The 15,576-nt window shown below is 65.3% G+C and carries 14 protein-coding genes; 8 read left to right on the forward strand and 6 right to left on the reverse strand.

Annotated features, from left to right (window positions below):
• Window positions 1-36 precede the first annotated feature (36 nt).
• Genes DK847_RS05140 through DK847_RS05150 form a run of 3 tightly spaced genes read left to right on the forward strand, consistent with a single transcriptional unit; the run spans window position 37 to window position 3,646 of the window.
• On the forward strand, window positions 37-1,665 hold the full coding sequence (locus DK847_RS05140) for an NAD+ synthase (protein ID WP_111196561.1): 1,629 nt from the start codon (window positions 37-39) through the stop codon (window positions 1,663-1,665).
• Window position 1,666: 1 nt separating this feature from the next.
• Window positions 1,667-2,986, forward strand: coding sequence for a glutamate--tRNA ligase (gltX, locus tag DK847_RS05145; RefSeq protein WP_111196562.1), 1,320 nt, complete (start codon window positions 1,667-1,669; stop codon window positions 2,984-2,986).
• Window positions 2,987-3,004: 18 nt separating this feature from the next.
• Window positions 3,005-3,646 (forward strand): glutathione S-transferase family protein, encoded by a 642-nt coding sequence (locus DK847_RS05150; RefSeq protein WP_146256052.1) that lies wholly within the window; start codon window positions 3,005-3,007, stop codon window positions 3,644-3,646.
• Here DK847_RS05150 and DK847_RS05155 read toward each other — a convergent pair.
• Complete coding sequence (locus DK847_RS05155) at window positions 3,643-4,407, reverse strand: phosphate/phosphite/phosphonate ABC transporter substrate-binding protein (RefSeq protein WP_111196564.1); 765 nt, start codon at window positions 4,405-4,407, stop codon at window positions 3,643-3,645. The genes DK847_RS05150 and DK847_RS05155 overlap by 4 nt on opposite strands.
• A 48-nt stretch (window positions 4,408-4,455) precedes the next feature.
• Between DK847_RS05155 and DK847_RS05160 the strand changes: the two genes are divergently transcribed.
• From DK847_RS05160 to DK847_RS05175, 4 genes are all read left to right on the forward strand, one after another.
• The gene (locus tag DK847_RS05160; RefSeq protein ID WP_111196565.1) at window positions 4,456-5,208 is read left to right on the forward strand and encodes a glycosyltransferase family 2 protein; all 753 of its coding nucleotides are present in this window, start codon (window positions 4,456-4,458) and stop codon (window positions 5,206-5,208) included.
• Window positions 5,209-5,373: 165 nt separating this feature from the next.
• The gene (locus DK847_RS05165; protein ID WP_111196566.1) at window positions 5,374-5,667 is read left to right on the forward strand and encodes an HU family DNA-binding protein; all 294 of its coding nucleotides are present in this window, start codon (window positions 5,374-5,376) and stop codon (window positions 5,665-5,667) included.
• A gap of 154 nt (window positions 5,668-5,821) precedes the next feature.
• A complete protein-coding gene (locus tag DK847_RS05170; RefSeq protein WP_111196567.1) occupies window positions 5,822-8,257 on the forward strand; it encodes a GcvT family protein in 2,436 nt (811 codons plus the stop codon).
• A 4-nt stretch (window positions 8,258-8,261) separates the two neighbouring features.
• Window positions 8,262-8,738: a YbaK/EbsC family protein gene (locus DK847_RS05175; RefSeq protein ID WP_111196568.1), complete on the forward strand. Its 477-nt coding sequence runs from the start codon at window positions 8,262-8,264 to the stop codon at window positions 8,736-8,738.
• Window positions 8,739-8,845: 107 nt separating this feature from the next.
• On the opposite strand, the gene DK847_RS05180 is transcribed toward DK847_RS05175, so the two are convergent.
• On the reverse strand, window positions 8,846-9,634 hold the full coding sequence (locus DK847_RS05180) for a HalD/BesD family halogenase (protein ID WP_111196569.1): 789 nt from the start codon (window positions 9,632-9,634) through the stop codon (window positions 8,846-8,848).
• 97 nt (window positions 9,635-9,731) lie between these two features.
• On the opposite strand from DK847_RS05180, the gene DK847_RS05185 reads away from it, so the two are divergent.
• Window positions 9,732-10,622: a LysR substrate-binding domain-containing protein gene (locus DK847_RS05185; RefSeq protein WP_245414529.1), complete on the forward strand. Its 891-nt coding sequence runs from the start codon at window positions 9,732-9,734 to the stop codon at window positions 10,620-10,622.
• Here the strand turns inward: DK847_RS05185 and DK847_RS05190 are convergent.
• Genes DK847_RS05190 through DK847_RS05205 form a run of 4 tightly spaced genes read right to left on the reverse strand, consistent with a single transcriptional unit; the run spans window position 10,585 to window position 15,569 of the window.
• Window positions 10,585-11,124, reverse strand: coding sequence for a sarcosine oxidase subunit gamma (locus tag DK847_RS05190; protein WP_161957157.1), 540 nt, complete (start codon window positions 11,122-11,124; stop codon window positions 10,585-10,587). The two genes, DK847_RS05185 and DK847_RS05190, sit on opposite strands and share 38 nt — an antisense overlap.
• On the reverse strand, window positions 11,117-14,071 hold the full coding sequence (locus DK847_RS05195) for a sarcosine oxidase subunit alpha family protein (protein ID WP_111196572.1): 2,955 nt from the start codon (window positions 14,069-14,071) through the stop codon (window positions 11,117-11,119). Before DK847_RS05195 ends, DK847_RS05190 begins: the two co-directional genes overlap by 8 nt.
• Window positions 14,068-14,313, reverse strand: coding sequence for a sarcosine oxidase subunit delta (locus DK847_RS05200; RefSeq protein WP_111196573.1), 246 nt, complete (start codon window positions 14,311-14,313; stop codon window positions 14,068-14,070). Before DK847_RS05200 ends, DK847_RS05195 begins: the two co-directional genes overlap by 4 nt.
• Window positions 14,310-15,569 (reverse strand): sarcosine oxidase subunit beta family protein, encoded by a 1,260-nt coding sequence (locus DK847_RS05205; RefSeq protein WP_280956386.1) that lies wholly within the window; start codon window positions 15,567-15,569, stop codon window positions 14,310-14,312. The genes DK847_RS05200 and DK847_RS05205 overlap by 4 nt, the downstream gene beginning before the upstream one ends.
• Window positions 15,570-15,576 lie beyond the last annotated feature (7 nt).

Here is a 15,576-nt window from a genome sequence, read left to right on the forward strand (position 1 = left end):
TGAAGGTCAGACCTGCATCCGCTAAGACCCCTGCCCATGACTGACAGACTCATCATCGCGCTCGCCCAGCTCAACCCGACGCTCGGCGCCATCAAGGCCAATCTCGACCGCGCCCGCGAGGCCCGGCGCGAGGCGTGGGATGCCGATCTGATCCTGTTTCCGGAGCTGTTCATCTGCGGCTATCCGCCGGAAGACCTCGTGCTGCGCTCCTCCTTCGTCACCGCCTGCCGTGACGCGGTGGAGGAGCTGGCCAGGGAGACCATCAGCGGCCCCGCGGTGCTAATGGGCCTCCCGTGGCGCGAAGGGGCCAACCTCTACAACTCCGTGGCGCTGCTGGCCAATGGCAGGATCGAGGCGGTGCGCCACAAGTTCGACCTGCCAAATTACGGTGTCTTCGACGAGAAGCGCGTGTTCAATGCCGGGCCCGCACCCGGCCCCATCGCCTTCAAGGGCGTGCGGCTGGGCGTTCCCATCTGCGAGGACATCTGGACGGAGGAGACCTGCGAGACGCTGGCCGAGACCGGTGCCGAGATCCTGCTCTCGCCCAACGGCTCGCCCTTCGAGCGCAACAAGGACGACGTGCGCCTCAACCTCGTCGTCGCCCGCGTCACCGAGACAGGCCTGCCGATGGCCTACCTCAACCAGGTGGGCGGGCAGGACGAACTGGTCTTCGACGGCGCGTCCTTCGTGCTGAATGCCGACCGGACACTCGCCTGGCAGATGCCGATGTTCGAGGAGCAGATCGCGCTCACCGAATGGCGGCGCGAGGAGGATGGCTGGCGCTGCGTGCCCGGCGAGATCGTGGCAGTGCCGGAAAACGAGGCCGAGACGTGGAAGGCCTGCGTGCTGGGCTTGCGCGACTACGTGCTGAAGAACCGCTTCCCCGGCGTGGTGCTGGGACTCTCGGGCGGCATCGACTCGGCCGTCGTCGCCGCCATGGCGGTCGATGCGCTGGGGGCGGACCGCGTGCACTGCGTGATGCTGCCCTATGCCTATACCAGCAAGGACAGCCTCGTCGATGCCGAGGAATGCGCCAAGCTCCTCGGCGTGCGCTATGACGTGGTGCCGATCAAGGAACCGGTCGAGGGCTTCCTCCATGCGTTGCGGCCGATGTTCGAAGGCACGCCCGCCGGCATCACGGAGGAGAACCTGCAGTCGCGCTCGCGCGGGGTGATCCTGATGGCGATCTCCAACAAGTTCGGCGCCATGGTGCTGACCACCGGCAACAAGTCGGAGATGTCGGTAGGCTATGCCACGCTCTATGGCGACATGAATGGCGGCTACAACCCGATCAAGGACGTCTACAAGACCGAAGTCTATCGCCTCGCCGAATGGCGCAACTCGCTGGGCCATGTGATCCCCCAGCGCATCATCACCAAGGCGCCGACGGCGGAGCTCCGCGAGAACCAGAAGGACCAGGACTCGCTGCCACCCTATGACGTGCTCGACACGATCCTCGAAGGACTCGTGGAAAACGAGTTGCCGGTGGAGCAGATCATCAAGAATACCGGATATGATGAAGCTCTCGTGCGCCGCATCCAGCACATGCTCTATATCGCCGAATACAAGCGGCGCCAGGCGGCACCGGGCGTCAAGATCACGCGGCGCAATTTCGGCCGGGACCGGCGCTACCCCATCACCAACGCCTTCCGGGACGGGCGCTGAGATGACGACGATCGTCCGCTTCGCGCCCTCGCCCACCGGTCGCATCCACATCGGCAATGCCCGCACGGCCATCCTCAACTGGCTGATGGCAAGCAAGACCGGCGGCCAGTTCGTGCTGCGTTATGACGACACGGACACGGCGCGCTCCACACAGGAATTCGCCGACGGCATCGCCACCGACATCGCCTGGCTGGGCATCAGGCCCCATCGCGTCGAATGGCAGTTGAGGCGTTTCGCGCGCTATGACGAAGTGGCCGACAAGCTGCGCGCCGAAGGGCGCCTCTATCCGTGCTACGAGACGGCGGACGAGCTCGACCGCAAGCGCAAGCGCCAGGAGGCGCGCAAGCTGCCTCCCGTCTATGACCGTGCCGCACTGAAACTCACCGGCGAGGAGCGCGCGCGGCTTGAGGCGGAGGGCCGCAGGCCGCACTGGCGCTTCAAGCTCGACGGCCGCGTGGTGGAATGGAACGACCAGATCCGCGGCCCCCAGCACATCGACACGCGCTCGCTGTCGGACCCCGTGCTGGTGCGCGAGGACGGCACCTATCTCTACACGCTGCCCTCCGTGATCGACGACATCGACTTCGGCATCACCCATGTGATCCGTGGCGAGGACCATGTGGTGAACACCGCGGTGCAGATCGAGATCACGCAAGCGCTGGGCGCCACGGCACCAACCTACGCCCACCACAGCCTGCTCATCGGCGCCGATGGCAAGGGCCTTTCGAAGCGGCTGGGCTCACTTTCGATTGGGTCGATGCGCGAGGGCGGGCTTGAGCCCATGGCGGTGGTGAGCCACGCCGCGCTGCTCGGTACCTCCGACAACATCCACCCCTGCGCCGACTATGCCGAACTCGTCGACGGATTCGCCCTCGACAAGCTGTCGCGTGCCCCCGCCCGCTTCGACGAACAGGAACTCGCCCAGCTCAACGCCAAGCTCCTTCACCACCTGCCCTGGGACAGGGTGAAGGACCGTCTGCCCGGCGACAACGAGGCCTTCTGGCTCGCGGTACGCGGAAACATCGGAAAACTGGCTGACATCGACACCTGGCGCCGCGTCGTCGCGGGCCCGTCGCAGCCGGTGATCGCGCCGGAGGACCGCGACTTCATCACCGTCGCCCGCGCCCTGCTGCCGCCGGCGCCCTGGGACGGCACCACTTGGAAAGCCTGGACCGAGGCGGTCAGGGCCGCGACGGGCCGCAAGGGCAAGGACCTCTTCATGCCGCTGCGCCGTGCCCTCACCGGCCTCGACCATGGCCCGGAACTGGCGCAGCTGCTGCCGCTCATCGGCCCCGATGCGGTGCTTGAACGGCTCACGTGATTGCGCGATGATCGCCGCATGATCCTCGTAGGCCAGTTCGACTCCCCCTTCGTGCGCCGCGTGGCGGTGACGCTCAATCACTATCACATGCCTTTCACGCGCAACCCCATCTCGGTGTTCCGCGACGTGGGCGAGATGCAGAAGATCAACCCGCTGGTGCGCGTGCCGTCGCTGATCCTCGAGACGGGCGAGGTGCTGATCGACTCATCCGCCATCATCGACCATCTCGACGAGATGGCCGGGCCTGCCCGCGCCCTGACGCCGCCGCACGGACCGGAGCGGCGCAAGGTTCTGCAGGCCGTGGTGCTCGGCCTCGGCGTCATGGACAAGTGCGTGGCGCTGTTCTTCGAACGGCTTTTCCACATCGACAAGCACATCAACCGCGATTTCGAGAAGCGCATGATGCAGCAGATCGGCGCGGCGCTGGACAAGCTCGAACATGATTGCGGCGCGCCGTGGTTCTTCGACGACAGGATGACGCAAGCCGACATCACCCTGGGCTGCCTCGTCGGCTACATGAAGATTCGCGTGCCCGACATGTTCCCGGCCGACAAATACCCGAAGCTCCACCACCTCGCGCTTCACTGCGAGACCAAGGAAGACTTCGTGAAGGCGCGGCCTTCGCCCGACGAAACGGTGCCGGGCCAGACGCGGCACTAGAGCAGCCTCAACCCGCCCGCCCTTTCCATCGCCGCCTCACGCTCCGTGATCGCATCATAAGCGCTCAACGGCAGTTCCGAGAAGCCTGTCAGCAGCAGTGCCGCGCGCACCTCCGCCAGCGCCGGATCGGCAAAGACCTGGCGCAGCGCCATACGGATCTTCCCGACATCACCTGCCCGCGTGATCCAGGGCAGGCCCGGCACCTGCGGCGAACGCGCCACCTCCACCAGGCCTTCCAGGGCCGAAGGCCGATAGCGCCTCGCCATTTCCACGCAGACGCAGTCGATGGCGCAGACATCGGCCCTGCCCGCCTGCACGGCGGCGAGGGAGGCGAGGTGACCCCCGGTCTCCACGGCGCGGCCAAAGAAGCGCCCCTGCTCCGCCAACGGCGCAAAGACAAGCTTCAGCGCCAGCATGCCAGACATGGAATCCGGCGTGTTCACGGCCGCGACGCTGCCGCGGAAGCCCTCCAGCGGCCTCCCTTCACGGGCAAAGACGATGCTGCGGTAGTCGGCGCCATCGCAGCCGTCGGCGGCATAATGCGGGGTCCCCACGTAATCCACCTTGCCCTTCAGCGCATGGGTGAAGGGATAGCCGCAGGTCTGGGCGAAGAGGAGGTCATCCCGAAACCAGGGGTCCGTGAATTCGGCAGGCCGGGCCAATGCCACCTGCACGCCGAGGCCGTCCGCCATGGCCTTCCACCACCGGTCCGTGGCCTCACGCACCTCGGGCCAGTCATACATCTGCAGCGCCGCGATCATCGCGCCATGCTATAGCATCCGCCGGGCACGAAACAGCGTAACGTCACCATGAACAGCATTTCCGTCGTCATTCCCACCCGGGGCCGCCACCACTTCCTGCGCCAGGCGCTGGAGAGCGTGCTTGCCCAGGGCCATGCGCCGCAGGAAATCATCGTTGTCGATGATGGCGTGGGAGCGGCCGAGGCGGTGGCAGGCATGCACCCTGCCATCACCGTGCTCGACAACCATCAGCGTGGCCCCGTGCCGGCCCGCAACAGGGGTGTCGCCCATGCGACTGGTGACTGCATCTGCTTTCTCGATGATGACGACTGGTTCATCGACAATGGCTACCTCGCCAGGGTGGCCGAGGCCTTCGGCCGGGGCGCCGACTTCTGCTTCTGCGACGGCGTGCTGCGCTTTGCCGACGGGAGACCCGATCTGCCCTTCGCCTTCGACGCCGATCACGCGACACTGACCCGCGACAACACCATCCTCATCTCCGGCGTCACCTATCGCCGCGCGCTCCACTCTGCCCTTGGCCCGTTCGACGAGACGCTTCCGTTCTATTGGGACTGGGACTGGTACCTGCGCATCGCCCGCGCCGGGCACCGGTTGACCCACATCCGCACGCCCGCCGTGGCCATTCGCGTCCATGCGCAGAACATGTCGGGCGATTCGCTCGAGGCGCAGCGGCGGGCCAATCTGGACAGGTTTTCCACAAAGCACGCATTGCCACCGATCCCGCTGAAGAACCACCTGGACATCGCGACACAAGCGCCGGGCAAGCTGCCCGGCCGCCGCGAGACTTCCTCAAATCTTTGATTTAACTCGATTTTATGCTGTGCCGTCGAGGGGATCGGGTGGCAAGGCCCTATTCACAAGGGTTTTTCCGAAAGCCCTCCGAAAAAACCCCGGAAAATAAGAGTTTTCGCGAATCGAATTCGGCGTTAACGCGGTTGCCAGCCAAACCCCAATAAGGAGAGAGACATGGCTGACGACAAGATCCAGACGATTGCCCTTTCGAAGCTCGCGGCTGAACTCGCCGAGAAGCACGAGATGTCGAAGAAGGCCGCGGGCGAATTCCTCAGCGCCTTCGTCGAACTCACCGTCAAGAACCTGAAGAAGGGCCACAAGGTGCGCGTCACCGGCCTCGGCATCTTCCAGGTCAAGAAGCGCCCCGCCCGCATGGGCCGCAACCCGGCCACCGGCGAAGCCATCAAGATCAAGGCGTCGAAGAAGCTGGCCTTCCGCGCCGCCAAGGAAGTCAAGGACGCGATCTAAGTCGCCTCTTTCTTCTACCCTGAAGTGGCCCTGCCCAACGGCGGGGCCATTTCTTTTGGCGATGAATTCTTTTCACCCTCGGCCTTGATTGCAGACACTACCCCTGGGGCGCTAGAACACCCGCCGAAACTCCCATCTTGCAAGGACATTTTCCATGAAGACCCAGGCTCGTGTCGTGGTGATCGGCGGCGGCGTCGTCGGCTGTTCGGTGCTCTATCATCTCACCAAGGCGGGCTGGAAGGACGTCGTCCTCGTCGAGCGCGACATCCTCACCTCCGGCTCCACCTGGCATGCGGCGGGTGGCTTCCACACGCTGAACGGCGACCCGAATGTCGCGAAGCTCCAGGGCTACACCATCGCTCTCTACAATGAGCTCGAGAAGATCTCGGGCCAGGCCTGCGGCCTCCACCGTTCGGGCGGCCTCATCCTCGCCGACACGCCGGAACGCATGGAATGGCTGAAGATGGCGCACGCCCGCGCACGTTACTTGGGGCTGGAAACCGAGATCATCTCCATGGCGGAAGCCAAGAAGATGCACCCGCTGCTGGAGGAGAAGTACTTCGTCGGCGCCATGATCGACGCCGCCGACGGCAACCTCGATCCGGAAGGCACCACGCACGCCTATGCCAAGTCGGCCCGCATCAATGGCGCGGAAATCTATCAGGACACCAAGGTCGAGGCGCTGAACCACCGCAAGGACGGCTCGTGGGACGTCGTCACCAACAAGGGCACGATCCACGCCGAGCATGTCGTCAACTGCGGCGGCCTGTGGGCGCGTGAGGTTGGCCGCATGGTGGGCCTCGAACTCCCGGTGCTCGCCATGGAGCACATGTATCTCGTCACCGACGAGATGCCGGAGGTCGTCGGCTACAACAAGGAGCGCGGCCACGAGCTTCCCCACATCATCGACTTCAAGTCCGAGATCTACATGCGCCAGGAGCGCTCCGGCATGGTGCTCGGCACCTATGAGCGTGCCTGCGTGCCGTGGAGCCCGAAGAACACGCCCTGGGGCTTCGGCCGCGAGCTGCTCCAGCCCGATCTCGACCGCATCGCGCCGAACCTCGAGCTCGGCTACAAGCATTTCCCGGCGCTGGCGAACGCCGGCATCAAGCGCGTCATCAACGGGCCCTTCACCTTCACGCCGGACGGCAACCCGATCGTCGGCCCGGTGCAGGGCGTGCAGAACTTCTGGCTCGCCTGCGGCGTCATGGCGGGCTTCAGCCAGGGTGGCGGCGTGGGCCTCGCCCTTTCGCAGTGGATGGTGAACGGCGATCCGGGCTTCGACGTCTGGGCCATGGACTGCGCCCGCTTCGGCGAATGGGCGACGCGCACCTACACCAACGAGAAGGTGCGCGAGAACTATTCCCGCCGCTTCTCGATCCGCTTCCCCAACGAGGAACTGCCCGCCGCGCGCCCGCAGCAGACGACGGCGCTTTACGACATCATGCTCAGCCAGGGTGCCGTGATGGGCGACTCCTGGGGCCTCGAGACGCCGCTGTGGTTCGCGCCCAAGGGGGTGGAGCCCAAGGACATCGTCTCCTTCCGCCGCTCCAACGACTTCAAGCATGTGAAGGCGGAGGTGCTGGCGACCCGCAACGGCGTGGGCGTGACCGAGATCGCCAATTTCGCCAAGTACCGTTTCTCGGGTCCGGGTGCGGAAGCCTTCCTGTCGTGCATGATGACCAACAAGATGCCGAAGACGGGCCGCATCATCCTGACCCCGATGCTGAACCCCGCCGGCAAGCTGATCGGCGACTTCACCATCGCAAAGGCATCCGATGACTGCTTCTACATGTGGGGCTCGTCCCAGGCGCAGAAGTATCACATGCGCTGGTTCGAGCAGCACCTGCCGAAGGACGGCTCGGTCGAGATCCACCGCTATGACATGGGCCTCGTCGGCCTCTCGATCGCAGGCCCCAAGTCGCGCGACGTGCTGCAGCAGCTCGTCGACGAGGACGTCTCCAACGCCGCCTTCAAGTTCATGGACCACCGCTCGATGGAGGTGGCGCATGTGCCGGCCCTCATCAACCGCGTCACCTATACGGGTGACCTCGGCTATGAGATCTGGGTGGCGCCGGAATACCAGCGCCGCCTCTACCAGGAGATCATGCGGGCGGGTGCCGAACACGGCATCGTCAATTTCGGCATGCGGGCACTTCTCTCCATGCGCCTCGAGAAGAACTTCCCCACCTGGTTCCGCGAGCTCAGGCCCATCTATGGCGGCTTCGAAGCGGGCATGGACCGCTTCATCGACCTCACCAAGAATGACTTCATCGGCCGCGAGGCCGCGATGGAAGAGAAGCGGACGGGCGGCAAGCTGCGCCGCGTGTCGATGATCGTCGATGCGGGTGACGCAGACGTGCTGGGCGACGAGCCGATCTGGCACAAGGGCAAGGTGGTGGGCTGGGTCACTTCCGGCGGTTTCGCGCATTACGTCGACAAGTCGATGGCGCAGGGCTACGTGCCCGTCGAACTCGCCGGCGACACCTCGGCCGGCGCCTTCGAGATCGAGATCATCGGCGAGAACCGCAAGGCCACCATCATCACCGAGCCGCCTTTCGACCCCGAAGGCAAGCGGATGAGGGGCTGATCCCATGCGACCCTCGACGCACCCCCAGGCGCTTCGCGTCGCGGCCGCGTTGGGGTCGGGCTTCACGGTCGTCGAATTCGACGAGAGCACGCATACCGCGCAGGAGGCGGCCGATGCCATCGGCTGCCAGCTGGCCCAGATCGCCAAGTCGATCCTGTTCCGCAGCGCCAGTGGTAGGCCGGTGCTGGTGATCGCATCGGGCACCAACCGCGTGGACGAGAAGAAGGTGAAGGCGCTGCTGGGCGAGAAGATCGAGCGCGCCTCGCCAGATTTCGTGAAGGAGATGACAGGGTATGAAGTCGGCGGCGTGCCGCCGCTGGGGCATGCGTCGGCGTGCGTGGTCTATCTCGACGAGGACCTGAAGGCCTATCCCACGCTATGGGCCGCGGGCGGAACGCCGAATGCGGTGTTCGAGATCGGGTTCGAGAAACTGGCGGAAATGTCGGGCGCAACGGTGGCGGATGTGAAGAAGTTCTCTTGAATTGCCGTCACCCCGGCGAAAGCCGGGGCCCCGCTTTGTTTCAGCACGCGCGGTGAGAAAGCGGGGTCCCGGCCTTCGCCGGGATGACGGAATGAAGAGCGGCGCAATCAGGCCGTCCGCCCGTAGAACCCCATCTGGTCTTCGCGGCTGAAGACCACGCCCGGCCGGTCGAAATAGGAGAACACCGCGATCATGCGGTCGCGCGCACCCTTCACCGTGCCGACCTTGTGCGCAGTGTTCTTGCCGCGGAAGACGTTGAGCGTGCCGGCGGCCAGCGTCAGCGTCTTCACCTCTGGATCCTCGCCGCGCAAGAGCTTCGCGACGCCCTCGTAGTTGGGGTCGGTGTCGCTCCGCAGCTCCGAACGGTAGATGAATTCGCCACCCTGTTCCGGCGCCTGCAGCAGCAGCGTGGTGGTGAACTCGCTGCGGTCGAAGTGCCAGTTCAGCGCCTCGCCCTCGCGGTAGGACATGATGTTGACGCGCGCGAGCGAATCCCGTGCGGGGTAGAGCGCCTCCTTCTCCATCGTCGCCGCGAGGAAGGTGATGAAGTGCGACCATTCATAGATCCAGACGGGGACCGACTGGAGGATCTGGTCGGCGCAGACCGTGTGATTGATCGTCTCGCACAGGGCAAGTGCGGGATGATCGGGCGGCAGGCCCGGAATGTCCTTCCGGAAATAGATGTTGTGGCGGCGCTTGTGGGTGAAGGACAGCGTGTCCATCACCGGCCGGATCTCGTCGACCGCTTGTTTCAGCGCTTCGGGCCTGACGAAACCAGCGAGATTGTACATGCCGTCGCGCGCGAGGTCTTGCCGGCAACGCTCTACCAGCGCATGCCACTCCGGCGTGCCCGGCCGGTCGAGCGGATAGCGGTCAAGATCGAGAATGTGGCGCATGATCGTCCTCCCTGCCCCCAGAGTCGCAGAACCTCGCCTTGCCGCAACGGGTCAAAATGTTAGGCTGGCTCAGTTTTTCTATTGCAGGAGCCCTGCCGTGCCCAATCTTCCCCCGCTTAACGCATTGAAATCATTCGAATGCGCGGCCCGCACGGGAAGCTATGTCGCGGCCGCTGCCGAATTGAAAGTGAGCCCAGCGGCCGTGAGCCAGCAGGTCAGGAACCTCGAGCGCTTCTTCCGGCGGAAGCTGTTCACAAGGCTCAACAACCGCATCGTGCTCACCGATGCGGGCCAGGCGGTGCAGGCCGGGATCACCCCCGCGCTGGAAGACATCGCCACGCTCACCCGCCGTGTGCTGTCGTCGACAAGCCGCAGCAAACTGGTGGTCAGCGTGATCCCCTCGCTCGCCGAATGCTGGTTCATGCCGGCCTTTGCCGGTTTTGCGGCGGCGGCGTCGCTGCGCATCGACCTTCGCATCGACGACGATCCGGTGGACTTCTCCGACAACGAGATCGACCTCCGCATCTTCTATGCAAGCACGGCCTATCCTTTACTGAACACGGTGCCGCTGTTCCGCGACGAAGTGCTGCCACTGTGCAGCCCAGGCCTTGCGGAGAGGCACTCGATGTCGGGCATGCCTGACGATCTCCTGATCCACACCAGCTGGGGCCAGGACTTCGCGTCACATCCTTCCTGGGACGAATGGTACGCGCGCTACTCGCCAGAACGGCGGATCGACCTCGCAAGGGGCCACCGCGTCGGCTCCTCCCAGCTTGCGCTTGAATTCGCAAGGCGGGGCCTCGGCGTGGCGCTGGGTCAGCGCGCCCTTGCGCAGGAGTCTCTCAGCAAGGGCGAGCTCATCGTATTGCAAGAGCGGTCACTGCCGCTGGGTCATGACTATTGCGCTGCCTACCCGCGTGCCAAGGCGCGCAAGGCAGGGCTGGTGGCGCTTACGGATCATCTGCGAAGCGCAGCGCCGCATCCGTGATCGCATCCCACACATCGCGCGCGAAGGTGCGCATGACATAGACGTCGAAGGCATCTTCACCCCTGCAGTGCACGGTGACGGGCGTGTGGTGGATGCCGGTGAGGGCCACCGAGCCGGGCGCGAAGACGGAGCGATGCAGGTCGACCGGGATCAGCATCGCCAGCACGTCACGCGCCGGGGCGCCTTCGATGCCGATGCGCACGCGGCTGCTCGTCAGCGGCGTCACCGCGCAGGCACCTGCGAGACGCGAGGCCACATCATCGGTCTCGGGCCCAACGATCCAGAATTGCGCCGGGCCGATGCGAAAGAGCGTGCGTTCGCCATTGCTCTGTGCGCGCGCCACCGTCTCCGGCAGGCTGCCGGCAACATCGGCGAGCTTCGCCTCGAAATCAGGCGACAGCCCTGCTACCTGCGTCAGCGTGAAGCCGGGGCGCTCGGCGATGGTCAGCACCGCGCTCTTGTAGGGCTTGGCGGACGCCAGCGCCGATCTGCGCTCAAGCATGGAGGCGGACTCCTTCATGGTCGATGAAATGCGGCGAGACGATCTTCAGCCGTGCCTGCTCGTTCTTGAGCGGGAAGGCGGCGATGATCTCCTCGCCTTCGTGCTTCAGGCCGCCCTTGTAGAGGCCGAGCGCGATGAACTTGTTGAGCTCCGTCGACCACGTCACCGAGGTGATGTAACCCCGGCCATGGCCCTTGATCTCATCACTCGCGGCAAACAGGATCGAGCCGCCGCGCAGCTTCTTGTCGGGCTCCATCAGCTCGAGGCCGACGAGGCTCCAGCGGTCAGGCGACTGGCAGTCCTCGCGGAAGCGCAGCGCCTTGCCGACATAGTCTTTCTCCTTGCCCGCCATCTTGCCCAGCCCCAGGTCATCGAGCGTGTTGCGATGGTCGAGCTCGAGGCCTGCCACATGGCCCTTCTCGATGCGCAGGCTTGCCAGCGCCTCGAGGCCATAGGGCATGATGCCAGTGGGGGTTGCCGCCTTCAGGATGTGCTCCCACAGGCTGATCGCATGATCGGCCGCGACATGGACTTCATAGGCAAGTTCGCCCGAGAAAGACATGCGCAGCAGGCGCACGGTGACGCCGTCGAACACGAAGTCCTTGCAGCCCATGTAGGGCAGCGCCTCGTTTGACAGGTCCTCACCCGGGAAGGCCAGCTGCAAGGCCTCGCGCGCCTTAGGGCCCGAGACGGCCATGCCCGCCCACTCGTCGGTCAGCGAGGCGACCTGCACGTTGAGCTCCGGCCACTGCATCTGCAGCAGGTATTCGAGCCAGGACATGACCTCGCCGGCCTGCGCCGTGGTGGTGGTCATGTAGAACTGGTTCTCGGAGATGCGCGCCGTGGTGCCGTCGTCCAGCACGATGCCGTCGTCGTTCAGCATCACGCCATAGCGCACCTTGCCGACGGGCAGCTTGGCGAAGCCGTTGACATAGACGCGGTTCAGGAACTCCGCCGCATCCGGCCCCTGGATGTCGATCTTGCCCAGCGTCGAGACGTCGGCGAGGCCGACGCCGCGGCGGACGAGTTCCATCTCCTTCACATAAGCCGTCTCCGGCGTTGCACCCGCCCATGAATAGAACCACGCGCGCTTCCACAACCCGGCATCGATGAAGGTGGCACCGTTCTTCACGTGCCAGTCATGGAGCGGCGACAAGCGCACCGGGCGGAAATGCGAGCCCACCGTGCGGCCCGCGATCGCGCCCATGGTCAGCGGCGCATAAGGCGGCCGGAAGGTCGTGGTGCCTGCCTCGGGAATGGTGATGCCGCGATATTCCGCCATCAGAGCGAGGGCATTGATGTTCGACGTCTTGCCCTGGTCGGTGCCCATGCCGAGCGTGGTGTAGCGCTTCAGGTGCTCGACCGACCGGTAACCCTCCTGGTGCGCGATCTTCACGTCCTTGATGGTCACGTCGTTCTGGAAGTCGACAAAGGCCTTGCCCTTGGCGCCCTGCGGCGGCGACCAGCTGGGCAGGATCGCATAGCTGCGGTCCGTTGCATGTTCCGGCGCATAGACGGGCCTGGTCTTGCCGAAGCCCGCATGGGAAGCGGCGGAGGCGCCGGCATTGCTGCCCTCGGCGATCGCCGCCGAAAGGCCGTAGGTCCCCATCATTGCGCCCGCACCGAAATGCGAGGCCGGGAAGCCGCCCGGCACGAAGCCCGCTGCCGCCTCGTCATATCTCGGCTTGATGCCGCCATGGGAGGAGAGATGAACGACAGGCGACCAGCCACCGGCCATGCCCACCGCATCGCACTCGATGGTCACGGCATGGGCGCCGCCCAGCTTCACGCGCCTGACGCCCTTCGAACCCTCGACATCGAAGATGCCGCTGCCCGGGAAGATGGCGATGCCGCGCGCACCCGCGCGCGACAGGATGTCGGCGGAGACCGATGCACGATGGTCGGCGATGGTCACGGCCACGCCCGCCGCGGCAAGATCGAGGGCCGCGTCATAGGCCGTGTCGTTGTTGGTGACGATCACCGCGCGCTTGTCCGGCGCCACGGCGAAGCGGTTGACGTAAGTCCTGAGCGCCGAGGCGAGCATGACGCCAGGCCGGTCGTTGTTGGAGAAGACAAGCGGCCGCTCGATGGCGCCGGTGGCCATCACAATGGTCCTTGCGCGCAGCTGGGTCAGCACCATGCGCGGCTGGCCCTTGCGCGCGTCGTGCGGCAGGCTGCTGCGGTTTTCCACCAGCACGGCGAGATTGCCATCATAGAGACCCTGCACTGTGGTGCGGGTGACGGCCTCGACATTGGGAAGGCTGTTCAGTTCGTCAACACACGCGACGCGCCAGGCTTCCTGCTCCGCATCGCTGCCGGAGAGCAGCGAGCCACCGAAGTCACGATCCTGCTCTGCCAGCACCACGCGGGCACCACTGCGGCCCGCGGTGAGCGCCGCGGCGAGGCCGGCAGGGCCGGAACCCACCACCAGCACGTCGCAGAAGGCGAAGCGCATGTCATAGCGGTCAGGGTCGGCCAAGTCGGTCGCCGCACCCAGTCCCGCCGCCTTCCGGATGAAGGGCTCGTAGAACATCCACGATCCCTTGGTCGGCCCCATGAAGGTCTTGTAGTAGAAACCCGACTGGAACAGGGGCGACAGCAGCGAATTCACTGCCATCAGGTCGAAGTCGGGTGACGGCCAGGCATTCTGCGTACGGGCCACGAGGCCGTCGACGAGTTCCACCATGGTGGCGGCGACATTGGGTTCGGTGGTGGCACCGTCGCCGATCGTGAAGAGCGCGTTCGGTTCCTCGATGCCGGCGGCGACGATACCGCGCGGGCGATGATACTTGAAGCTGCGGCCCACTAGTAACTTGTCATTGGCGAGAAGTGCCGAGGCCAGCGTGTCGCCGGCGAAGCCGCCGAGGGCCTTTCCGTCGAAGCGGGCAGTGACGGGCCTGGCGCGCTGGATGCGGCCGCCTTGCGGCAATCTGCGGAAGCTGGTCATGACACCACCCCGCCGATCTCGTTGGTGGCGGTGTTGCGGGCCAGCCTGAACCAGCGGCGGCAGCCCAGAACGTGCTGCCAGTATTCGGTGTGCGGACCCTTGGGGTTCTCGAACAGGAACACATAGTCATGCCAGGTCTGGAGGTCGCCGGTGCCATGGGCCGGGCGCTGCTTCGAGGCATCGCCGCCGTAGCGGAATTCGGAGACGTCGCGGTCGCCGCAGTGGGGGCACGGGATCATCATTGCTTGTAGGTCCAGTTGCCGAGGCCGAATTCATCGAGCTCCCGGCCCTTCTCGAAACGATCGAGGGCGAAGTCGCGGACGAGTTCGTGTTCCTGGTCATGGGCGATGGTGTGGGAGAAGGTCCAGCCCGAGGCCGGTGTCGCCTTGAAGCCCTGGTAGCACCAGCCGCCGTTGAGATAGAGGTTGCGGGTGGGTGTCCTGCAGATGAAGGGGCTGCCGTCCGGCGTCATGTCCTGGATGCCGCCCCAGTGGCGCAGCAGGCGCAGCCGCGAGATGAAGGGCATGAGCGAGACCGCACATTCCGCCACCGTCTGGATGCGGTTGAACTGGCCGCGCTGGGTATAGGTGTTGAAGCCGTCGATGTGGCCGCCGAAGACGAGGCCGCCCTTGTCGGACTGCGAGAGGTAGAAGAGCTCCGCTCCCCAGGAAATGACGTTGTCGACGATGGGCTTTATCGGCTCGGTCACAAAGGCCTGCAGGATGTGGCTCTCGACGGGAAGCTTGAGGCCCGCCATCCTGGCGACGTGGGACGTGTGCCCCGCAACGGCAATCCCCACCTTGCCCGCATTGATGCGGCCGCGCGAGGTTTCGACGCCGGAACACGTGCCGTTCTCGATGACGAAGCCGGTGACTTCACAATTCTCGATGATGTGCACGCCCAGCGCCGAGGCGGCGCGGGCGTAGCCCCAGGCGACGGCATCATGCCGCACGGTTCCGGCGCGCGGCTGCATGATGGCGCCATGGATCGGCCAGCGCGCATCCTTCGACCAGTCGAGATAGGGCAGGAGCTTCCGCACCTCGCCCGCGTCCAGCAGCTCGGCGTCGATGCCGTTGAGCCGCATGGTGTTGCCGCGCCGCGCGAAGACGTCCATCTGCACCGGGCTCACGGCCAGCACGATCTGGCCGCGCTGGGAGACCATGCAGTTGAAGTTCAGCTCATGGGAGAGGCCTTCCCACAGCTTCAGCGAATGCTCGAAAAAGGCCGTGTTGCCGCCGATCATGTAGTTGGAGCGGATCAGCGTGGTGTTGCGGCCGACATTGCCGGAGCCGATATAGCTCTTCTCGATCACCGCGACATTGGTGATGCCGTGGTTCTTGGCGAGGTAATAGGCGGTGGCAAGCCCATGGCCGCCGCCGCCGACGATCACCACGTCATAGGAGGATCTGGGTTCGGGTGACTCCCAGGCCTTCGGCCAGGGCATATCCGGGTCGAGGGCGTGGCGCGCGAGGGCGAGGGCTGAATAATGCTTGGACACGGGGGCG

It is taken from the genome of Aestuariivirga litoralis, assembly GCF_003234965.1.
GTDB lineage: Bacteria > Pseudomonadota > Alphaproteobacteria > Rhizobiales > Aestuariivirgaceae > Aestuariivirga > Aestuariivirga litoralis.